The 18,578-nt window shown below is 71.0% G+C and carries 18 protein-coding genes; 9 read left to right on the top strand and 9 right to left on the bottom strand.

Features of this window, described 5'->3' with window-relative positions:
• Positions 1-27 precede the first annotated feature (27 nt).
• From mnhG to ACFZA2_RS07115, 7 genes are all read right to left on the bottom strand, one after another.
• Positions 28-408, bottom strand: a complete 381-nt coding sequence (gene mnhG / locus ACFZA2_RS07145; protein WP_315994051.1) for a monovalent cation/H(+) antiporter subunit G — start codon at positions 406-408, stop codon at positions 28-30.
• The gene (locus ACFZA2_RS07140) at positions 405-671 is read right to left on the bottom strand and encodes a monovalent cation/H+ antiporter complex subunit F (RefSeq protein ID WP_315994052.1); all 267 of its coding nucleotides are present in this window, start codon (positions 669-671) and stop codon (positions 405-407) included. Before ACFZA2_RS07140 ends, mnhG begins: the two co-directional genes overlap by 4 nt.
• On the bottom strand, positions 668-1,282 hold the full coding sequence (locus ACFZA2_RS07135) for a Na+/H+ antiporter subunit E (RefSeq protein ID WP_315994053.1): 615 nt from the start codon (positions 1,280-1,282) through the stop codon (positions 668-670). Before ACFZA2_RS07135 ends, ACFZA2_RS07140 begins: the two co-directional genes overlap by 4 nt.
• The gene (locus tag ACFZA2_RS07130) at positions 1,279-2,835 is read right to left on the bottom strand and encodes a Na+/H+ antiporter subunit D (protein ID WP_315994054.1); all 1,557 of its coding nucleotides are present in this window, start codon (positions 2,833-2,835) and stop codon (positions 1,279-1,281) included. The genes ACFZA2_RS07135 and ACFZA2_RS07130 overlap by 4 nt, the downstream gene beginning before the upstream one ends.
• The gene (locus tag ACFZA2_RS07125) at positions 2,832-3,413 is read right to left on the bottom strand and encodes a sodium:proton antiporter (protein WP_391402526.1); all 582 of its coding nucleotides are present in this window, start codon (positions 3,411-3,413) and stop codon (positions 2,832-2,834) included. Before ACFZA2_RS07125 ends, ACFZA2_RS07130 begins: the two co-directional genes overlap by 4 nt.
• Entirely contained in the window at positions 3,410-6,337 is a 2,928-nt protein-coding gene (locus tag ACFZA2_RS07120) for a Na+/H+ antiporter subunit A (protein ID WP_391402523.1), read from the bottom strand. Before ACFZA2_RS07120 ends, ACFZA2_RS07125 begins: the two co-directional genes overlap by 4 nt.
• 96 nt (positions 6,338-6,433) lie before the next feature.
• The gene (locus tag ACFZA2_RS07115; RefSeq protein ID WP_391402520.1) at positions 6,434-7,483 is read right to left on the bottom strand and encodes a LacI family DNA-binding transcriptional regulator; all 1,050 of its coding nucleotides are present in this window, start codon (positions 7,481-7,483) and stop codon (positions 6,434-6,436) included.
• A gap of 77 nt (positions 7,484-7,560) precedes the next feature.
• On the opposite strand from ACFZA2_RS07115, the gene ACFZA2_RS07110 reads away from it, so the two are divergent.
• The 5 genes from ACFZA2_RS07110 to ACFZA2_RS07090 all read left to right on the top strand — a co-directional run bounded on the left by ACFZA2_RS07110 (position 7,561) and on the right by ACFZA2_RS07090 (position 13,639).
• Positions 7,561-8,799, top strand: a complete 1,239-nt coding sequence (locus tag ACFZA2_RS07110) for an MFS transporter (protein WP_391402517.1) — start codon at positions 7,561-7,563, stop codon at positions 8,797-8,799.
• A 43-nt stretch (positions 8,800-8,842) separates the two neighbouring features.
• Complete coding sequence (nucS, locus tag ACFZA2_RS07105; protein WP_391402514.1) at positions 8,843-9,541, top strand: endonuclease NucS; 699 nt, start codon at positions 8,843-8,845, stop codon at positions 9,539-9,541.
• A 122-nt stretch (positions 9,542-9,663) separates the two neighbouring features.
• A complete protein-coding gene (locus ACFZA2_RS07100; protein ID WP_391402511.1) occupies positions 9,664-10,350 on the top strand; it encodes an HAD hydrolase-like protein in 687 nt (228 codons plus the stop codon).
• On the top strand, positions 10,343-11,539 hold the full coding sequence (locus ACFZA2_RS07095; RefSeq protein WP_391402508.1) for a hypothetical protein: 1,197 nt from the start codon (positions 10,343-10,345) through the stop codon (positions 11,537-11,539). The genes ACFZA2_RS07100 and ACFZA2_RS07095 overlap by 8 nt, the downstream gene beginning before the upstream one ends.
• A gap of 36 nt (positions 11,540-11,575) precedes the next feature.
• The gene (locus tag ACFZA2_RS07090; RefSeq protein WP_391402505.1) at positions 11,576-13,639 is read left to right on the top strand and encodes a bifunctional lysylphosphatidylglycerol flippase/synthetase MprF; all 2,064 of its coding nucleotides are present in this window, start codon (positions 11,576-11,578) and stop codon (positions 13,637-13,639) included.
• Positions 13,640-13,696: 57 nt separating this feature from the next.
• Here the strand turns inward: ACFZA2_RS07090 and ACFZA2_RS07085 are convergent, their stop codons facing one another.
• Entirely contained in the window at positions 13,697-13,903 is a 207-nt protein-coding gene (locus ACFZA2_RS07085) for a cold-shock protein (protein ID WP_136586350.1), read from the bottom strand.
• Positions 13,904-14,233: 330 nt separating this feature from the next.
• On the opposite strand from ACFZA2_RS07085, the gene ACFZA2_RS07080 reads away from it, so the two are divergent.
• Genes ACFZA2_RS07080 through ACFZA2_RS07065 form a run of 4 tightly spaced genes read left to right on the top strand, consistent with a single transcriptional unit; the run spans position 14,234 to position 17,257 of the window.
• Positions 14,234-14,842: a GntR family transcriptional regulator gene (locus ACFZA2_RS07080; RefSeq protein WP_391402502.1), complete on the top strand. Its 609-nt coding sequence runs from the start codon at positions 14,234-14,236 to the stop codon at positions 14,840-14,842.
• A gap of 48 nt (positions 14,843-14,890) precedes the next feature.
• On the top strand, positions 14,891-15,319 hold the full coding sequence (locus ACFZA2_RS07075; protein ID WP_391402499.1) for a hypothetical protein: 429 nt from the start codon (positions 14,891-14,893) through the stop codon (positions 15,317-15,319).
• A gap of 4 nt (positions 15,320-15,323) precedes the next feature.
• Positions 15,324-16,583, top strand: a complete 1,260-nt coding sequence (locus ACFZA2_RS07070) for a sensor histidine kinase (protein WP_391402496.1) — start codon at positions 15,324-15,326, stop codon at positions 16,581-16,583.
• On the top strand, positions 16,580-17,257 hold the full coding sequence (locus ACFZA2_RS07065; protein ID WP_391402493.1) for a response regulator: 678 nt from the start codon (positions 16,580-16,582) through the stop codon (positions 17,255-17,257). The genes ACFZA2_RS07070 and ACFZA2_RS07065 overlap by 4 nt, the downstream gene beginning before the upstream one ends.
• A gap of 214 nt (positions 17,258-17,471) precedes the next feature.
• On the opposite strand, the gene ACFZA2_RS07060 is transcribed toward ACFZA2_RS07065, so the two are convergent.
• Positions 17,472-18,470: an endonuclease/exonuclease/phosphatase family protein gene (locus ACFZA2_RS07060; RefSeq protein WP_391402490.1), complete on the bottom strand. Its 999-nt coding sequence runs from the start codon at positions 18,468-18,470 to the stop codon at positions 17,472-17,474.
• Between the last annotated feature and the right edge of the window lie 108 nt (positions 18,471-18,578).

Genomic DNA, 18,578 nt, shown 5'->3' with positions numbered 1-18,578 from the left:
CCACGGCCGCGAGGGCCGCCCGACTCGTCAGCTCTCCGGCCGCGTCTCCGCCCCGGTCGACCCGGGCTGCTCGGTCCTGTGCTGCAGCTCGTCGACGAAGAGGTTCGCCTCGTCGGTCGTGCGGTTGCGGTAGGCCGCCCGACCCACCATGTGCGCCGCGAGCGGAGCCGTGGCGAACTGGATGAGCACGATCGGGATGCCGAAGGCCACCACCTCCCACGTGCGCAGCGACAGCGCGACCGCGATGACGATGAGCAGCACGCCCAGCACCTGGGGCTTGGTCGCCGCGTGCAGACGCGTCGGGACATCACGCCAGCGCAGCAGCCCCAACGTGGCCGTGAGGCAAAGCACGGCGCCGATCAGCACGAGGACGAGGGCGACGGTGTCGAGCACCGATTCGAGGGTCACCGCGGGTTCTCCTTCCGCGCGACGAAGCGGGCGACGGCGATCGAACCGAACACGCCGACCGCCGCGATGATGAGCATCGCGGGCAGAGAGCGCGTGTGGTGGTTGATCACCATGTCGGCACCGAGGATGCAGATCACCTCGGTGAGCAGCACGTCGGCGGCGACCGCACGGTCGAGGATCGACGGGCCGATCACCAACCGGATGAGGGCCAGCACCGCAGCGACGGCGAAGACGACGAGGATGACGACGACGAGGGCGGTCACAGCAGGGTCCTCCCCTCTCGCGGCGATTCGATCGAACTGTGGTGATGGGTCGAGCTGTCGGCGATGCGGGCGCGCAGCTCCTGCAGCTCCTCGCGCGAGCCGACGGCGCGTGTGATGCGCGCCTCCCAGCCGAGCACGATGCGGCGCTGGTGCTCGGCATCCTCTTCGCTGCGCACCCCGATCGTGTGCAGATACAGGGTGCGGTTCTCGCGGTCGACGTCGACGATGAGCGACCCCGGGATGAGGGATGCCGTCACGGCGGTGTGGGCCATGATCACGTCGTCGTCGACCCGCAACGGCACCGCGATGATCGCGGCGCCGGGCTGGCGACGGAAGTCCAGCACCTGCCAGGCCACGATCAGCGACCCCTTGACGACGGCACCGAGGAACGTGACGACGAAGATCACGCCGTACCAGAGGTTGATGCGACCCGACAGCTCCACCGGCGGCAGACGGAACACGCGCGTGACGAAGACCGCCATGACGAGACCCGTCACGAAGGCGAGCCACGTGAACTGGCCCCACAGCAGCATCCACAGGGCGATCAGCCACAGCAGGAGCGGTAGCTGGTGCAGGAAAAGCGAAACCTGCGCGCGGCGGGTGGGGCTCATCGCGGGTCCTCCGCATCCTGCAGCTGCACGAGGGTGACCCCGCCGTAGATGCGCTCCCCGGCCCGCAGACATGCGTCAAGAAGGGGACCGGCGAACACGGTCAGCGAGATCGTGACGATGACCATGCCGGCGGTCGCGACGGTCATGATGCGCGGGATCGTGCGTCGCTCGGTCGAGATCGTCGCCGCGGGGGCGTTGCCGAGGTAGGCGATGCGCTCGCTCGTCTCGGCCGAGTCGTCGTCCTCTCGCCAGAACGAGAGGTTCCACGCGCGCATGAGCGCGTACAGCGTGAGGATCGAGGTGACGATACCGCCCACGATGAGCACGATCATGACGGGCGTGCCCACCTGGGCCGCGGCGTCGAACAGCGCGTACTTGCCGATGAAGCCCGAGAACGGCGGAAGCCCACCCAGGTTGATCGCCGGGATGAAGTACAGCACCGCGAGCAGCGGAGCCGCGCGCATGAGTCCCTTGACCTTGAGGATCGAGGTGCTGCCCGCTCGGCGCTCGATCAGCCCGACGGCGAGGAACAGGGTCGTCTGCACGATGATGTGGTGGACGATGTAGTAGATCGTCGCGCCCACCGCGAGCGGAGTGTTGATCGCCAGGCCGAAGATCATGTAGCCGATGTGGCTCACGAGCGTGAACGACAGGATGCGCTTGAGCTCGGCCTGAGCCACGGCGCCCAGCACGCCGACGATCATCGTCGCGAGGGCCACCATGAGCAGCAGGAAGTTGATGTCGTTGTCGACGAACAGCTGCGTCTCGGTGCGGATGATCGCGTAGACGCCGACCTTCGTCAGCAGGCCCGCGAACACCGCCGTGACCGGGGCCGGTGCCGTCGGGTACGAGTCGGGCAGCCAGAACGACAGCGGGAACACCGCGGCCTTGATGGCGAAGGCCAGCAGCAGCATGAGGTGCAGGATCGTCTGCGTGTCCTGCGGCAGCATCGCCATGCGCTCGCTGATCTGCACCATGTTGACGGTGCCCAGCGCCCCGTAGACCATCGCGATGGCCGCGAGGAACAGGATCGACGACACCAGAGACACGACGATGTAGACGACGCCTGTGCGGATGCGCGACTCGGTGCCGCCGAGGGTGATGAGCACGTACGACGCGACGAGCAGGATCTCGAAGCCGACGTAGAGGTTGAAGAGGTCGCCGGCGATGAAGGCGTTGAAGATGCCTGCGCCCAGGATGAGATACGCCGGGTAGAAGATCGAGACAGGGGTGTCCTCGTCGTTGTCGGCCGCCCCCTGACCGATCGAGAACAGCAGGACCGCGAGCAGGACGATGCTCGTGACGACCACGAGCAGAGCGGCCAGCACGTCGACGTAGAGCACGATGCCGAGGGGGATCTGCCACGCGGCGATCGCCACGGCGATGGGGCCGTTGGTGTCGACCGCGACGAGCAGGATCGCGCCGAGCACGAGCACCGCCGCGAGGGAGGCGACCGACACGACGATCTGCGTCTTCTTGCGACGACCGAAGATGAGGTTGATCGCGGCGCCGATGAGCGGGATGCCGACGAGCAGGGGCACGAGGGCGCTCACGAGCGATCACCGTCCTGGGGGTCGCGGGGGGCCTCGGGGTCGTCCTCGGACGTGCGGCGCCGGACGGCCACGCGGTCGACCGGCGCGTCGTCGACGAGGTGCGACAGGTCGCCCTGGTGCAGCACGCGGATCGGGTTCGCGACGTCGCCCACGAAGTCGGTGGTGACGTCGTCGTCGTCGGAGCGCGATTCCTCGTCCATCGCGTCCTCGACCTCCTCCGCCGTGCGGGTGCGCAGGGCGATGTCGTCCGCATCGTCGACGACCGTGTCGGCCTGACCGAGCTGCCACGAGCGGTAGATGAGGGCGAGCAGGAAGGCCGAGATGGCGAACGTGATGACGATCGCGGTGAGCGTGAGGGCCTGCGGGAGCGCGTCCGACATGTCGGCGGCATCCGTCTCGCCGTCGTAGAACGGGGCGAGGGCCGGGCGACCCATGACGATGAGCAGCAGCAGGTTCGCGGCGTTTCCGAGCAGCAGGAAGCCGATGAGCACGCGCGTGAGGCTGCGCTCGAGCATCGCGTAGACGCCGCACGCGAAGAGCACGGCCATCACGATCACCAGCACGAGGGAGATGTTCACGGGTTCACCACCTCCGCGTCCTCGGGCAGTTGCGACTGCCGGTCGACCTCGGCGCCGAGGCTGCGCAGCACGTCGAGCACGAGGCCGATCACGACGAGGTAGACGCCGATGTCGAAGATCGTGCTCGTGACGAACTCCCAGTGACCGATGAGGGGCAGCTCCCCCTCGAAGGTGAAGCTCTGCAAGGGGGCGAACCCGAAGAACATCGGCACCAGGGCGCACAGCACGGCGATCGCCATTCCGGCGCCGAGGAGGCGACCGGCGTCGGTGGGGGCGGCGGCGCCGAGCTCCCAGCGCCCACCGGCGATGTAGCGCATGACGAGGCCCAGACCGGCGACGAGCCCACCGGCGAAGCCGCCGCCGGGGAGGTTGTGGCCCGCGAAGAGGAGGTAGAGCGAGACGACCATCACCGTGTGGAAGAGCACGCGGATGATGATCTCGAGCAGGATCGACCGGTTCTCGGGCTGCACCTTGGAGCCCGACACGAGCCAGGCCCGCGGCGCCCCGGTCTCGCCGACGCGCTGCGCGCGGACGCCGCTGTCGGTCTCGACGAGCGGACGGCGACGTCCGAGACCCGTCCGACTGCGCGCGGTGCCGGAGCGGCGCGAGAGGTTGTCGCTGCGATCGGTGATGAAGACGAGGGATGCCACACCCGTCGCCGCGAGCACCAGCACCGACAGCTCGCCCATCGTGTCCCACCCGCGCAGGTCGACGAGCGCGACGTTGACGACGTTGCGGCCGTGGCCGATCTCGTACGCCAGCGGGGGCCACTCGAGCGAGATGGGCAGGTCTTGACGGGCTCCCGTCGCGACGATGGCGACCAGGGCCATCGTGAGACCGACGCCCGCGCCGAGCACGGCCCGGGCCAGCGGAGCCACGGAGGCGTTCTGCTCCCCCATGCGCGCGGGAAGGCGCCGCAGCACGAGGGCGAAGACGACGAGGGTGACGGTCTCGACGAGCACCTGCGTGAGGGCGAGGTCGGGGGCGCCACTCGTGGCGAACAGCACGACCAGACCGAGTCCGGTGACCGAGACGAGCGCGACACCCGTGTAGCGCTTGCGAGCGCGCACGGCGAGGATGCCGGCGGCGATCATCAGCGGGGCGGCGATGAGCTGCGTCGGGGAGTGCCAGGCATCCAACTGCGCCCGCCACTCGGCCGAGGCGAACAGGGCCGTGCCCTCGGCGATGACGAGCACGATGAAGATCGTGCCGACGTAGAAGGGCAGCGAACCCCGCTGGAAGCGCGCGGTCACCCACTCCGAGGAGTGGTCGATACCGCGGAGGGCGACGTTGTAGACATCGTTCGCCGTGAAGGGGAGTGCGCGGCGCCGCTTGTGCAGCTGCGTCTTGCGCACGAGCCAGAAGATCCCCGCGCCGAGCGCGAGCGTACCGAGCGAGATGAACAGCGCCGGCTCGAGACCGTGCCAGAGGGCCAGGTGGTAGGGGTACTCCGGTGCAGGGACACCGGGCGTCGCCTCGGGAAGACCGTCGGCGTAGGGCGCCAGCCAGTGGTCGACGACTGGGGCCAGCACGCCGAGCACGAGCGAGGCCGCGGCCAGCAGCACGGGCGCCGAGAGGAAGCCGATGGGCGGGTCGGGCCACTCGGTGGTCTCGACGTCGCGCTTGGTCCAGTACGCGCCCCACAGGAACCGGATGCCGTACGCCGCCGTGAGCGCGGAGCCGAGCACGATTCCCACCAGCGCGACGATCCCCCACCCCGCGCCCGCCTCGGCCTCGTGCAGGAGGGCGGTGAGCGCGGTCTCCTTCGCCACGAAGCCCAGCGTGGGGATGACGCCCGCCATCGAGGCGATCGCGATGAAGGATGCCGTCGCCATGACGGGAGCCTGCCGACCGAGGCCGGACAACTGCCCGATGTCGCGGGTGTTGAGCTGTCGGTCGATGACGCCCACGACGAGGAAGAGGCACGACTTGAACAGCGCGTGGCTCAGCAGCAGAGCCGCGCCGGCGAGGGCGGCATCCCGCGTTCCGTAGCCCAGCATGACGGTCAGGAAGCCCAGCTGACTGACCGTGCCGAACGCCAGGATGCGCTTGAGGTCGCGCTCGCGCAGGGCTTGGAAACCACCGAGCAGCATGGTGAAGACCCCGAGCGCGATCAGCGTCGGTCGCCAGAACGGCGTCTCGGCGAAGCCCGGCGCAAGGCGCGCGATGAGGTAGATGCCCGCCTTCACCATGGCGGCGGCGTGCAAGTACGCGCTGACCGGGGTCGGGGCCGCCATGGCGCCGGGGAGCCAGAAGTGGAAGGGGAAGATGGCCGATTTGCTCAACGCCCCGACGATCAGCAGCAGCACGGCGATGTCGACGACCGTGCCGGTGGGCGGGTCGGCGAGGATGGCCGACAGGCTCGAGGTGCCGGCCTGCACGACGAGCAGCACCACGCCGATCAGCATGACCAGGCCGCCGAGCGTGGTGACCAGCAGGGCCTGCAGAGCCGCCCGTCGGCTGGCGGCACGTGCGTGGTAGTAGCCGATGAGCAGGTACGACAGCACGCTCGTGACTTCCCACAGCATGACCAGCACGACGACGTCGTCGGTCAGGACGAGGCCGTACATCGCGCCGGCGAAGGCGAGCAGCACCGCGGAGAACTGCCCGACGCCCTTCGTCTTGTCGCGGAAGTACCAGCGGCAGTACAACATCACCAGCGCGCCGACGCCGGTGACGACGAGGGTGAGGATCCAGCCGAGCACGTCCATTCGCATGGACAGCGAGACGTCGATCGCCGGAATCCAGCGATATTCCTCGAAGGGAATGTCTCCGGCGAATACGGCGGGGGCGAGCACCAGAGCGTGGGCGAACGCCAGGGCCGGGAGAACGGCCGCGACGTAGAACGCGCGCGCACCGATCCTCGAGACGAGCCACGGGAGGACCAGAGGAAGAGCCGCGAAGGCGCCCAGGAACATCAGCATGTGCGGGCCTCCTCGGGGTCGACGGGCGAATGCCCGGGCTCTCGGGGTGTCGAACCTATTCTATGCGGAGCATGAGAGTCCGTGGACCACGGGTTCTCATGTGGTAGGCGGCGGGGCCGTCGTCGTCCCCACGCGGAACGTACAGGTCAGGTCGAGTCCGGAGGGCTCGGCGTCCTCCAGCATCGCGGCCACCGCCTCGCCTGCCGCGCGCCCCTTCGCGGTCGCGGGTTGCACGAGGGTCGTGAGCACGTGAGGCGCGAGGCCGTCGACCACCACGCCGTCGAAGCCGGTCACGCTGACGTCGTGCGGAACACGCAGCCCGGCCTCTTCCGCCGCGCGGATGACTCCGGCGGCGAGCAGATCGCTCTGCGCGATCACGGCGGTAGGTCGGCGCGACGGGTCGCCGAAGATGGTGCGTCCCGCGATCGCCCCCTCGTCGATCGAGCTCGTCGCCGCGGCGAGCACCGGCGCCTGGGGGAACACCTCGCGCGCACCCGCCAGGCGGTCGGCGGTGACGTCGACGCGGACGGGCTCGTCGGCCGTCACCCATCCGCGGCGTCGCGAGGTGTCGATGGGGAGGGTCACGATGACCACGTCGCGGTGGCCGAGGTCGGCGACGTGCTGGGCTGCGGCGCGCTGAGCCTCGGCGTTGTCGAGCAGCACCTGCGGGACACCCTCTCCCGCGTCGCCCTCGACGACCACCACCGGGATGCCGCGCCCCCGGACGATCTCGAGGGAGTCGCGCATGCGGGGGCTGCACCCGATCAGCACCGCCGCGTCGATGGGTGCGGTGTGCAGAGAGGGCTCGCTGACGGTCTCGCCGTCGTCGCGCAGGAGCAGCAGCGCAGCGCCGAGGCGCGAGACGCCGTCGGCCAGGCCGTCCATCATGTGCGTCGTGACGGGGTCGAGGAACGCCGTGCCCAGGTGCGTGTCGAACACCACTCCCACGATCCCGCTGCGACCGCGCCGCAGCGAAGCCGCGCGCGGATCAGGGCCCGTATAGCCGAGCGCCTCGGCGGCAGCGAGCACGCGTGCGCGGGTCGCCTCGGAGGTGGGCGTCTTGCCACTGAAGACCACCGAGGCGGTCGACGGTGAGACGCCCGCCTCACGGGCGACGTCGCTGATGGTGGCGCGGCGGGTGCTCACGGCCTGATCGTACCCGCGACACGCGTCCCTTCCGAATCGATTCGATCGATGTCGAATCGATTCGGTACAGTGTCGGCATGCCCACCTCTCTGACCCGCTCCCAGCTCGTGCGCTGGCACATCGCGATCTGCGCCATCTTCTTGGCGAGTGGACTGAGCATCTCGACCTGGGCATCCCGGGTCCCCGCCATCCGCGAGTCGCTCGGCATCGAGAACTCCGGGGTCGGCCTGCTGCTGCTCGGCATGGGCGTGGCATCCATCATCGGTCTCTCCATCGCGCCCGCGGTGATCGCACGCCTCGGTGCGCGCACCGGAATGCTCGTCGCGCTCGTGCTCGTCGGCGTCGGGCTCGGCGTCATCGGGTTCGGCGCCGACACGCTGCAGGTCTTCGGCGTCGCCCTCGTCGGCCTCGCCCTCTTCGGCTTCGGCAACGGCGCGGTCGACGTGATGATGAACGTCGAGGGGGCCGCCCTCGAGAAGGCGACCGGCCGCACGATCATGCCGTTGCTGCACGCGTTCTTCAGCTTCGGCACGGTCATCGGCGCCGGCCTGGGATTCGTCGCCGTCAGCGCGGGGATCCCCGTGCTCGCGCACTGCGTCGCGATGGGTGTCGTCATCCTCGTGGTCGCCTTCGTCTCCGTGGCGAACGTGCCGCGGGCCGAGGTCGCGATGGACGCCCCCGCCGCCGAGGAGCGCGCGCACTGGCGTGATCGCCTCGCCACCTCGCTCCAGGCGTGGCGCGAACCGCGCACCTACACGCTCGGCGTCATCATGCTCGGCATGGCCTTCGCCGAGGGCAGCGCGAACGACTGGCTGCCCTCCGCCGTCGTCTACGGCCATGGCGCCCCCGAAGAGGCGGGTCCCGCCGTGCTCGCGGTGTTCTCGGTCGCGATGACCGTCGGTCGCATCGCGGGCGGCCCGGTCGTCGATCGCCTCGGCCGCGTGATCGTGCTGCGCGTGCTCGCGGCGACCGCCGCCGCGGGTCTGCTGCTGTTCATCCTCGCGCCATACGGACCGCTCGTGTTCATCGGCGCGGCACTGTGGGGCCTCGGCGCGTCGCTGGGCTTCCCGATCGGCATGTCGGCCGCCGCGGACGACCCCGCCAAGGCCGCTTCCCGCGTCGCGGCCGCCGCGACCATCGGCTACGTCGCATTCCTGTGCGGCCCGCCCATCCTCGGTTGGATCGGCGACCACATCGGCCTGCTGAACACCCTGTTGATCGTGGTCGGGCTGATCGTGGCATCCGGGCTCTTCTCCGGCGCGGCGAAGCCGCTGGTGGTCGACGAGGCGAAGGTCGACGAGGCCGCGCGCCGCTGACGCCCGACGGGGCGGAAGCCGCGAGCGCGATTAGGCTCGTCGGGTGCGTCTCGTCATCGCCCGTTGCTCCGTCGATTACACCGGCCGTCTCAACGCGCATCTTCCCCTCGCCACCCGCCTGCTCGTGCACAAGAACGACGGCAGCCTCTTGGTGCACTCTGACGGCGGCTCCTACAAGCCGCTGAACTGGATGAGCCCGCCGTGCAGCCTCACGCGCGAAGACCCCGACGAGGTCGACGTGGAGGATGGCGTGATCGAGCGGTGGCGCGTGACGCACGCGAAGACCGGTGACGCCCTCCTCGTCCGCATCCACGAGATCGTGCACGACACGGCACACGACCTCGGGGTCGACCCCGGGCTCATCAAAGACGGCGTCGAGGCCGACCTGCAGCGTCTCCTGGCCGAGCAGGTGTCGGTCGTGGGCGAGAACCTCACCCTCGTCCGCCGCGAGTACCCCACCGCGATCGGCCCGGTCGACCTGCTGCTGCGCAACGACAACGGTCCCGGCACGGTCGCCATCGAGGTCAAGCGCCGCGGCGACATCGATGGCGTCGAGCAGCTCACGCGCTATCTCGAACTGCTCAACCGCGACCCGCTCCTGGCGCCGGTGACGGGCGTCTTCGCGGCGCAGGAGATCAAGCCCCAGGCTCGCGTGCTCGCCACCGACCGCGGCATCCGGTGCCTCACCCTCGACTACGACGAGATGAAGGGCGTGCAGTCGGGGGCTCCGCGGCTGTTCTGAGGTCGCCCCGGTCGTCCTTCTCGACGCCCGGGGCCGGCTTTCTGCGGACCGCCTTGCTCCGTCCCCGCGACGGCCCCGACGCTGAGACCCACCCCGCACGGCTCCGCCGGTAGCGTGGTCGTATGCGCGTTCGCTCTCCCTTCTCCTGCGTCCTGTGGGACGTCGACGGCACCCTCGTCGACGCATCGGAGGGGATCCTCCGCCGCCTGACCACGACTCTCGAGCACTTCGGTCACCGGGCGCCCACGCGCGGCGAGCTGTCGCACTGGATCGGCCCGCCGATGTTCGAGTCGTTCCAGGCCAACGTCGGCATGACCCCCGAGGAGGCGACCGCGGCGGTCGTGTTCTACCGCGAGCTCAACAAGAGCGAGGGCTACACGGTCAGCGCGCAGCTCTACCCCGGCGTGGCCGACCTCCTGCACGACGTGCACGCGGCCGGAGTGCCGCAGTCGACCGCGAGTTCCAAGCCCGAGGTGCAGGTCGTCGCGCTCATGGACCACTTCGGTCTGGCCCCCGACCTCGAAGCCGTCGTGGGGGCGACCCTCGACGAACGAACCCTGAGTTCCAAGGCCGACATCGTCCGCGAGGCCCTGCGTCGTCTCGCCGCCACCGGAGCCGACGTCTCGCGCCCCGTGCTGATCGGCGATCGGCATCACGACGTCGAAGGCGGAGCGGATGCCGGTGTGCCGGTGATCTTCGTCCGCTGGGGCTTCAGCTGGCCCCACGAGGCCGACGGCGCGCAAGCCGCCGTCGATGACGTGGCGCAGCTGCGCGCTCTGCTGCTGGTGGAGGACCCCGCCGGTGCCTGACCTCGGCGCGGCGGTGCCGTTCGTCATCGCTCTGATCGCGGTGCTCGTCGTCGCCGGGGTGACCGCTCTCGTCGTTCGGGCGACGCGCCGTTCGCCGCGCGCCCGCGCGGCCGCCGACGAGGCCGTCGCGGATGCGGCGGAGGCGCTGCGGCGCCTCGACGACGCCGTCGACGACCTCGACGTGGCTTTCGAGGCGGTCGACGCTCTCGACGCACCCGACGCGCCCACCGACCTGCGGCGCGGGCGCACCGCCGCGCATCGCGACCGCGACCGCGGCTTCACCGACCTGGGGGAGCTGGACGACCGCTCCGCCGTCCCGGCGCGTCGGCGGGACCAGGCCCGACGGGTCGGCCGAGACCTCGACACGAGCCGTGCGCGGGTCGACGCCCTGCGGAGCCGCCTCGACGAGTGGGCGGCCGACAGCCGACTCCCCGCCGCTCTGCGCGACGCCGCCCGGGTGCGCCGCGATGGTCTCCTCGAGGCGACGGGTGACCCGGAGCCTCTTCTCAGGGCGCTGCGTCGACGCTTCGATGCGTCCGACTGGATCGACGCCCAGCGCGCCGCTGACGCCGCGGCCTCGGCGATCTCCGACGCCGACGAGGCGCTGCTCGACGCCGAGACCGACCCGTCCCCCTCCGTCCTTCGTCGCGCCACCGCGGCGCTGCGTCGCGCCGAGAGGAATGGGCGTGCCGTCGAAGACGTGCACCGCTTGGCCCTGCAGGCGGCCGAGAACGCCGACGCCGAGCTCGCGGCCGCCCGCGACGAGCTCGACGCGGCGATCGCGATCGCGACTGCCCGCCCTGCGGAGTGCGCTCCGTCCGCCGACGAGATGCTGCGGGCGGCCCTCCGCGAGCTCGAGACCGCCGCCGCGGCCGCCGAGCACCGCCCGCGCGAGGCGATCGCGACCGTGGCGCGCGTGCGCGAGACGCGCGATCGCGCTCTCGCCGCAGCCGTCAACGCGCGTCAGCAGCTCGAGGCCGCTCGCGCGGCGCTTCCCGGCACGCTCGCGTGCGCGCGTGCCGCCCTCGCCGCCGCGGATGCGCGCGGCGACGTCCCACACATCGCCGACCGCTTGCAGCTCGCGCGAGCCCGGCGCGAGCTCGCCGCGGCCCGCGCCGCCACCGACGCCGCCGAGGCCCTGGCCAACGCGCGCGCGGCGTGGCACGCCGTTCCGACCGCTCGCGACTGAGGCGTCGTCGCCGCGCCGTGCAATATGGTGAGCGGCATGGCGGACTCCTCCCCCATCCGACGCCTCTCGGCCGTGGCCCGAGGCATCCCGGTCACGCTCGGGCTGGTCACCGTCCTCATCCTCTGCGGGATCATCGGGGGCGGCCTGTGGTCGCCGTTCTCGGCATCCTCGATGTACGCCGATGTCGCGTACGGGCTCCCCGCGTTCGCCGAGGGCCGGTGGTGGACCCTCGTCACGGGGACGTTCTTCGTCTCGGAGCCCTGGGTCTACCTCGCAGGCGTGCCCGCCGTGGCGATCATGGCGTTCTTCGAGTACCGGCGGGGGAGCCGCGCCACGGCGGTCTTCTTCGCCGGAGGCCAGCTCTTCTCCGTCCTGGCGTCCGCGGGATTCCTCGCCCTCGCGTCGCTGCTGCCGTGGGCGTGGGCGCAGCAGCAGGCCGCCGCCCTCGACGTCGGCCCCTCCGGCGGCGTCTTCGCATGCATCGCCGGGGCGCTCGCGCTCCTGCCGTCACCGTGGCGATTGCGCGCGTGGACCGTGTTCATCGCGATCCTCGCCGTGACGTTCGTCTACTACGGCTCCCTCCCCGATCTGGAGCACGTGCTCGCCGTGGGCCTCGTGCTCGCCGTCGACCGCTCGCTCCGGCCGCAGCGAGTGAGCGTGCGCGAACAGCGCCTCATCGCCTTCGTGGTGGTGTGCGGCCTGGGCGCCTTCGAGATCCTCGGCTACGTCGCGCCGATGACGGGTCCCTTCGGTACCTCGGCCGCGACCTCCGGATCGTGGATCGACGTCGCGCTCAACACCGCGGTCGTGCTCGTCGTCGCCACGTCCCTCCGCCGCGGTCGTCGGTGGGCCTGGGTCGTGGTCCTGGTGTACTGCCTCCTCAACGTCCTGCTCGTCGTCGCGGTCATCGGCCTCCTGGTCGCCGTCGGTCTGTCCGGAATCGAGGCCGAGATCGACACCGACGTCACGAGCGTGCTGGCGTCGTCGGTGCTGTGGGTCGTGGCATCCGTGTACGTCGTGCTGGTGCGCGGGGCGTTCCGCGCCCGCCCGCGCGCCGCCCTCGGCGACGCGCCCGCACCGACGCTCGACGACGTGAAGACCGAGCTGCGTGCCAGCGGTGGCGGAACGCTGTCGTGGATGACGACGTGGGACGGAATGTCGTACGCCCGGTTCGGCCGCGGCATCATCGCCTACCAGCGCCGGTCGGGGGTCGCCCTCGCGCTGGGCGATCCTCTCGGCCCTGACGCCGATCGCGCCGCCACCGTCCGACGATTCATCGAGCGGTCCGAGGCCGCCGGCCTGGCGCCCTGCTTCTTCAGCGCCGGCGAGGCGACGAGCGCCCTCGTGCCCGCCGACTGGCGCCGCATCGTGGTCGCCGACGACACCGTGGTCGATCTGCCCGGTCTGCAGTTCACCGGCAAGGCCTGGGGCGCGGTGCGCACATCGCTGAACCGTGCTCAGCGCGAGGGCATGACGTTCCGGCTCACGCGCCTCGCCGAGGAACCGTGGGGCGTGCGCCAGCAGCTGCGGGCGATCTCCGAGAGGTGGGTGGGCGACAAGGGTCTGCCCGAGATGGGCTTCACCCTCGGCACGCTTCACGAGGCCTCAGACCCCGAGGTGCGCCTGGCCCTCGCCGTCTCCCCCGACGGCGACGTCGACGGGTTCCTCTCATGGCTGCCGGTCTACGGCGAGGGAGAGGTACGGGGATGGACCCTCGACCTCATGCGACGGCGCGACGGCGGCTTCGGCCCCGTCATGGAATACCTGATCGGATCGTCGGCGCAGCAGTTCTCAGCCGAGGGCGCGCAGATCATGTCGCTGTCGGGCGCCCCTCTGGCCCACGAGTACCCCCCGGATGCCGGAGCCATCGCCGATCTGCAGACGCGCATGGCCGACATGCTCGAGCCCGTCTACGGCTTCGCGTCGCTCCACCGCTTCAAGCAGAAATTCCACCCGCGGTACGAGACCATGTATCTCCTCTACCGCGACGAGGCAGACCTGACGAGGATCGGGGCGGCGCTCACGCGGGCGTTCCTGCCTCACGCCACGATCCGGCAGTTCGCGGCCGCCGGGGTGGAGCTCGTCCGCCAGGAACGCTGATCGCCCCGACCGCGGAAGAACGTGCGGACGGGGCGGCATCGGCCGCAGCCGACGGCGTCAGAGTGCGCGGATGTTCTCCGCCTGCAGGCCCTTGGGGCCCTGGGCGATCTCGAACTCCACGCGCTGGTTCTCCTCGAGCGAGCGGTAGCCGCCCGACTGGATCGCGCTGTAGTGCGCGAAGACGTCCTGCCCGCCGTCATCGGGGGCGATGAAGCCGAAGCCCTTCTCCGAGTTGAACCACTTGACCGTGCCCTGCGTGCTCATCGTGATGCCGTTTTCCCCTTGAGCCGACGCCGAGCGCGCCGGTCTGTGCCCCCACGGTAACGGCCGGAATCCTCCGGCGCACGGCACCGTGACCCAAACGTTGCGGTCCGGGGAATGCGCCGGAATGGCGGGAGAAGTGCCCCGAGCCCATACGACGCCCGGGCTGAGCAAAGCTCGAAGCCCGGGCGTCGACGGATCCCCCCGGATATGCCACGCGATGCGTGACGGCGATCACTTTACCGGCGCGCGAGCGTGCGCGCGACACGAAAACGAAGAATCAGTCAGTTATGTCCATGTTCTGTGCTAGCGATGAGTCGTAAAATCCGGCTGATGGATGGTCGGCGGCGCGCTTCGGCCCTCGTCGACGCGGCATACCGCTCTCTCGGCGAGGCCATCGTCGACGGTCGCCTGCAGCCCGGCGACCGTCTGCGCGACGTCGAACTGGCCGCACTCATGGGCATCTCGCGCACTCCCGTCCGCGAGGCCCTGCAGCGCCTCGAACGCATCGGTCTCGTCGAGGTCGCCGCCAACAGATACACGCGTGTGGCCGCCCTCACCGACCGTGCCCGCACGGACATGCGCGAATACGCCGCCCACACGATCGCCGGCGTGATGCACGTCGCCCTCGACCGCGCGACCGACGAGGAGATCGCCGAGACTCTCGTCCTCACCGACGCCCTCCGCGACGCCCCGTCGTCGAGTGTCTATGTCGAGACCATGATGGCGTTCTACTCGCAATTGGTGGCCGAATCGCGCAACGTCGTCTTCCGCAAGGCCTTCGAACAGACCGACCTCGTCCTCCGCCGCAACCTGGACGGGTGGGACAGCATCGACGACGACACCCGCGCACCGCTTTTCCGGCACCTCCGCGAGCAGATCGCGAGGCGCGACGCGAACGGCGCCAGCTGGACGTTCCTCGCGCTGCACGGTTTCGCCTGACCGCACAAGGTCTCACCCGCCACCGCGGCACAGCACTACCGTGACGGCATGCCCCACATCGAGCTGCGCGCCCTGACCGACGACCACCGGGATGCCGCCTTCGACGCCGTGTCGGCCAGCAGATCCTCCTGGCCGCGCGGTGTCTTCGAGGGGCGGGCCTCCTTCGACGCGTGGGTCGACCGCCCCGACGTCGAGGTGTACACGGTCTCGGAAGACGGCCGGCTCTCCGGCGTCGCCGCCGCGATGGACGTCGACGGCGACCGCGAGATCCTGCTCGCCGTGACACCGGATGCCGGGGACGAGGCGCCGACGGAGGCCCTGCGCCAGCTGACCGTCCGGGAGGCCGAGAGGCCGCTCTACGCCTGCGTGTCGGTCGACGACGAGCCCGCTCACGACATGCTCGCGCGCATCGGTTTCGTCGAGCACGAACGCGATGGGGCGGACGTGGTCTACGTCCTCCCGCCGACGCTAGAGTGACGCGGTGCCGACGAACGACGACCTCACCCGCGTCCTGACGCGTCCCCGCTCGCTGGCGGTCTTCGTCGCGATCGTCTTCCTCGTCACCACCGTGCAGGCTCTGACCAACCCGCTCGCGGGGCTGCTGGAGGGCGAGTTCCCCTGGGACGGACCCGTTCCCCTGGCTGCCGTCGTCGCCCTCGTCGTCCTGGGCTGCGCGGCCCAGAGCGCGTTCCTCTTCCTCAGTGCCCGCGCGCCGGTGGTCGCCGTCATCGGCACCGCGGCCTGCTACGTCGCTCTCGTCGTCGGCCTGTCCATCCCCCGCTGGCTCACGGCTCTCCCGCTCGTGGTGGCGGTCGCCGTCTTCCTCCTCGCCGTGAGCAGGCGACCGCTGGTCGCCGTCGGGTGGTCCGTCACGGTGGTCGCCGCGGTGAGCCTCTCCCTCCTCGGGTGGGCCCTTTCAACGGGCGTCCCCCTCGGCATCGTGGGCAGCTTCGTCCTCGAGGCCGTCCTCGCCTTCGGCACCCCGGTCGCGGGCGCGGCAGCCCTGGGCATCTGGTGGGCGCGGCGCATGCGTGTCCTCCGACGCACGCGCGACGAACTCGCCGCCGCCGCCGAGCGCCATGCCGCCGAGATCGAGCGCGTCACCACCCTCGAACGCGCGCGCATCGCCCAAGAACTCCACGACGTGGCCGGCCAGCACCTCGCCGGATTGCTCTCCCTCGCCGATGCGGCCGTCGACATCGACGTCCTCGACACCGCGCAGGCGACCGAGCTCATCGCCGAGATGCGGGCCGAGGGGCGCTTCGCGTCGGCCAGCCTGTACGCCGCCCTGCGAGACCTCCGCATCCAGAACGGCTCGCGCGTCGGACCGACCCTCGACCTGCGTTCCCTCGACGACCTGCGCGACTTCTGGGCGGCGCGCGGCATGAGCATCGAGATCGAGGTGCGCGGATCCATGGCCGACCTCCCCGCGATGGTCTCCACGACGGCATACCGCGTCGTGCAGGAGGCGCTCACGAACGCGAGCAAGCACGCCCCGGGAGCCGCGACGCGAGTCGATGTCGAGGCGTCCCCCGCCACCCTGCATGTCGCCGTGCGGAATGCCCCCGCCCTCGTCCCCCGCACGGCGCCGGATGCCGGGGGTCTCGGATGGGGACTGACCGGCATGGCCGAGCGGGTGGACCTGATCCACGGCACTCTCACCGCCGGTCCCCGCGACGACGGCGGATGGTCGGTCACCCTGCGCGCTCCCGTCGGCGCCTTCGACGCGGTTTCGCCGTGACAGCCGCCGACCCCGAGGTCAGCGTCCTCATCGTCGACGACAACCGCACCGTCCGCCGCGGCATCCGCCTGCGGCTCGAGAACGCCCGGGGGATCCGCGTCGCCGGAGAGGCGTCGAACGGACAGGATGCCGTGGTCCTGGCGCGAGCCGAGCGCGTCGACGTCGTGCTCATGGATCTGCACATGCCCGGCATGGACGGCATCGAGGCGACCCGTCGGATCACGGCCGAGCGCGCCGATCGCTGCCGAGTGGTCCTGCTGACCAGCGAGGTGTCCGACTCCTTCCTCGTCGATGCCCTCGAGGCCGGTGCCAGCGGGTATCTGCTGAAGGGCCACGACAGCGACCAGCTGCTGCCGGTCATCCGCGGCACCGCGGCCGGCACGGCGACGATCTCGCCGCTCGTCGCACCCCGGCTGCTGCGCGAGCTCCGCGAGGCGCGGCCGACGCCGGCCGATCCCGCACAACTCGAGTTGCTCACCGCCGCGGAACGGCGCGTGGTGGGGCTGTTGAGCAGCGGCGTGACCTCCAACGACGACATCGCGCGCCATCTCTCCGTCTCGGTCAACACGGTACGGAGTCAGACGGCGGCCGCCCTGCGCAAGCTCCACCTCGGTGACCGGACGCAGCTCGCGCTCTGGGGCGCCCGGAACGGTCTCGATCGTCGCGACGCGTAGTCCGAACGGATGAAATCGCCACCGGCCCCCCCGGCCGATTTCCGCGCCTCGCGAGGGACCACGCGCCGCATTCGCGACGAATCGTGCGCGCCGGCGGCGAGAACGCGCCAGAATGCTGCTCACAGCGGCGGGGCTTCGCCGCTCATCCGCGCGGGGCCGGGAGTTTGGGGGCGGCCCCGCGCGGCCATACTGATCCCGTGCGGACGCTGCTGCGTCAGCGTCGGGACAGCGTCGCGACGATCGGGCGGTGGTCGCTCCCGGCGTCATCGAACCCCGCGATGACGGAGAACCCGTCGACCGTCCACGCCGAGCCGACGAGCACGTGATCGATGGGGGCGCCGAGCAGCGCCGGGAGCCGGACGGGCCACGTTCCCACGGCGGCCGAGCCGACTGCGGCGGCGGCATCGCGGCATCCGCCCAGATCGCCTCCGGCGGCGCCGTAGCCGTCGAAGTGGTCGAGGGTCGCGTTGAGGTCGCCCGCGACGATCACATCGTCGGCGGCGCAGGCATCGGCGATCCAGGCCAGCCCGGCGTCCCACTCATCCAGGACTTCGGGCAGGGGAGGCATCGGATGCGCGGCGACGAGCGTCGGTCCCCCGCCGTCGACCGGGCGCCACAGGCCGCTCGGCAGTCCGGGCGTCGATCCCGCGCGGACGTCTCGCGTGTAGACGCCGAGCGTGTCGGAGATGAGGATCGAGGTGGGGATCGTCTCGCCGCCCTCCGCCGCCCACACCGTGTCGTGGCGCATCGAGACTCCACCCGCCTGCAGGATGCCGACCACCTCCGCCGCGGCGAAGGCATCCGTCTCGGGCAGGCTCACGACGTCCGCGCCCGTCTCCCGCACGGCGCGTGCGATCCGTTCCGGCGTGACGGATCCACCGTAGGTGTTCCAGGCCATGACGGTGAGCTCCCCGTCGGGCACGGCCGCGCCCGGGCCGCGCACCGCGAGCACGACGCCGTTACCCACCGCCGCCGCGACGAGCGAGAGGGCGAGGGCCGCCGAGACTCCCCAGCGACGACGTCGCACCGCAATCGCCGCGCACGCGAGGGCCGCCACGGCGAGGCCGATGGCCAGTGGAGCCCGGAGGGAGATGGCGTTGGTGACGAGCGGGAGACGATGGATGCCGACTCCCTGAGGCCAGATCGCGACGGCGGCCGCGATCGCACCGAGCAGCAGCGCGAGGACGAACGAGGGGCGGGGTCGGGTCGGCATCCTGATCAGTAAAGCGCGCCCGTCACGCGGTTCGCACGTCCGCTGAGACGGCGGCGCGCTCGGACGCCGAATCGACGTCGCCGTGACGACGTGCGAGGGCCCGGGACG

It is taken from the genome of Microbacterium sp. NPDC007973, assembly GCF_042958465.1.
Classification (GTDB): Bacteria; Actinomycetota; Actinomycetes; order Actinomycetales; family Microbacteriaceae; genus Microbacterium; species Microbacterium galbum.
This window is presented reverse-complemented; position numbering and strand designations above follow the sequence as displayed.

Excerpts from the sequence above, each read along its gene's own strand:
- ACFZA2_RS07135 (WP_315994053.1), bottom strand. The coding sequence starts at position 1,282 with ATGAGCCCCACCCGCCGCGCGCAGGTTTCGCTTTTCCTGCACCAGCTA.
- ACFZA2_RS07120 (WP_391402523.1), bottom strand. The coding sequence starts at position 6,337 with ATGCTGATGTTCCTGGGCGCCTTCGCGGCTCTTCCTCTGGTCCTCCCG.
- ACFZA2_RS07110 (WP_391402517.1), top strand. The coding sequence starts at position 7,561 with ATGCCCACCTCTCTGACCCGCTCCCAGCTCGTGCGCTGGCACATCGCG.
- ACFZA2_RS07100 (WP_391402511.1), top strand. The coding sequence starts at position 9,664 with ATGCGCGTTCGCTCTCCCTTCTCCTGCGTCCTGTGGGACGTCGACGGC.
- ACFZA2_RS07090 (WP_391402505.1), top strand. The coding sequence starts at position 11,576 with ATGGCGGACTCCTCCCCCATCCGACGCCTCTCGGCCGTGGCCCGAGGC.
- ACFZA2_RS07085 (WP_136586350.1), bottom strand. The coding sequence starts at position 13,903 with ATGAGCACGCAGGGCACGGTCAAGTGGTTCAACTCGGAGAAGGGCTTC.
- ACFZA2_RS07080 (WP_391402502.1), top strand. The coding sequence starts at position 14,234 with ATGGATGGTCGGCGGCGCGCTTCGGCCCTCGTCGACGCGGCATACCGC.
- ACFZA2_RS07075 (WP_391402499.1), top strand. The coding sequence starts at position 14,891 with ATGCCCCACATCGAGCTGCGCGCCCTGACCGACGACCACCGGGATGCC.
- ACFZA2_RS07060 (WP_391402490.1), bottom strand. The coding sequence starts at position 18,470 with ATGCCGACCCGACCCCGCCCCTCGTTCGTCCTCGCGCTGCTGCTCGGT.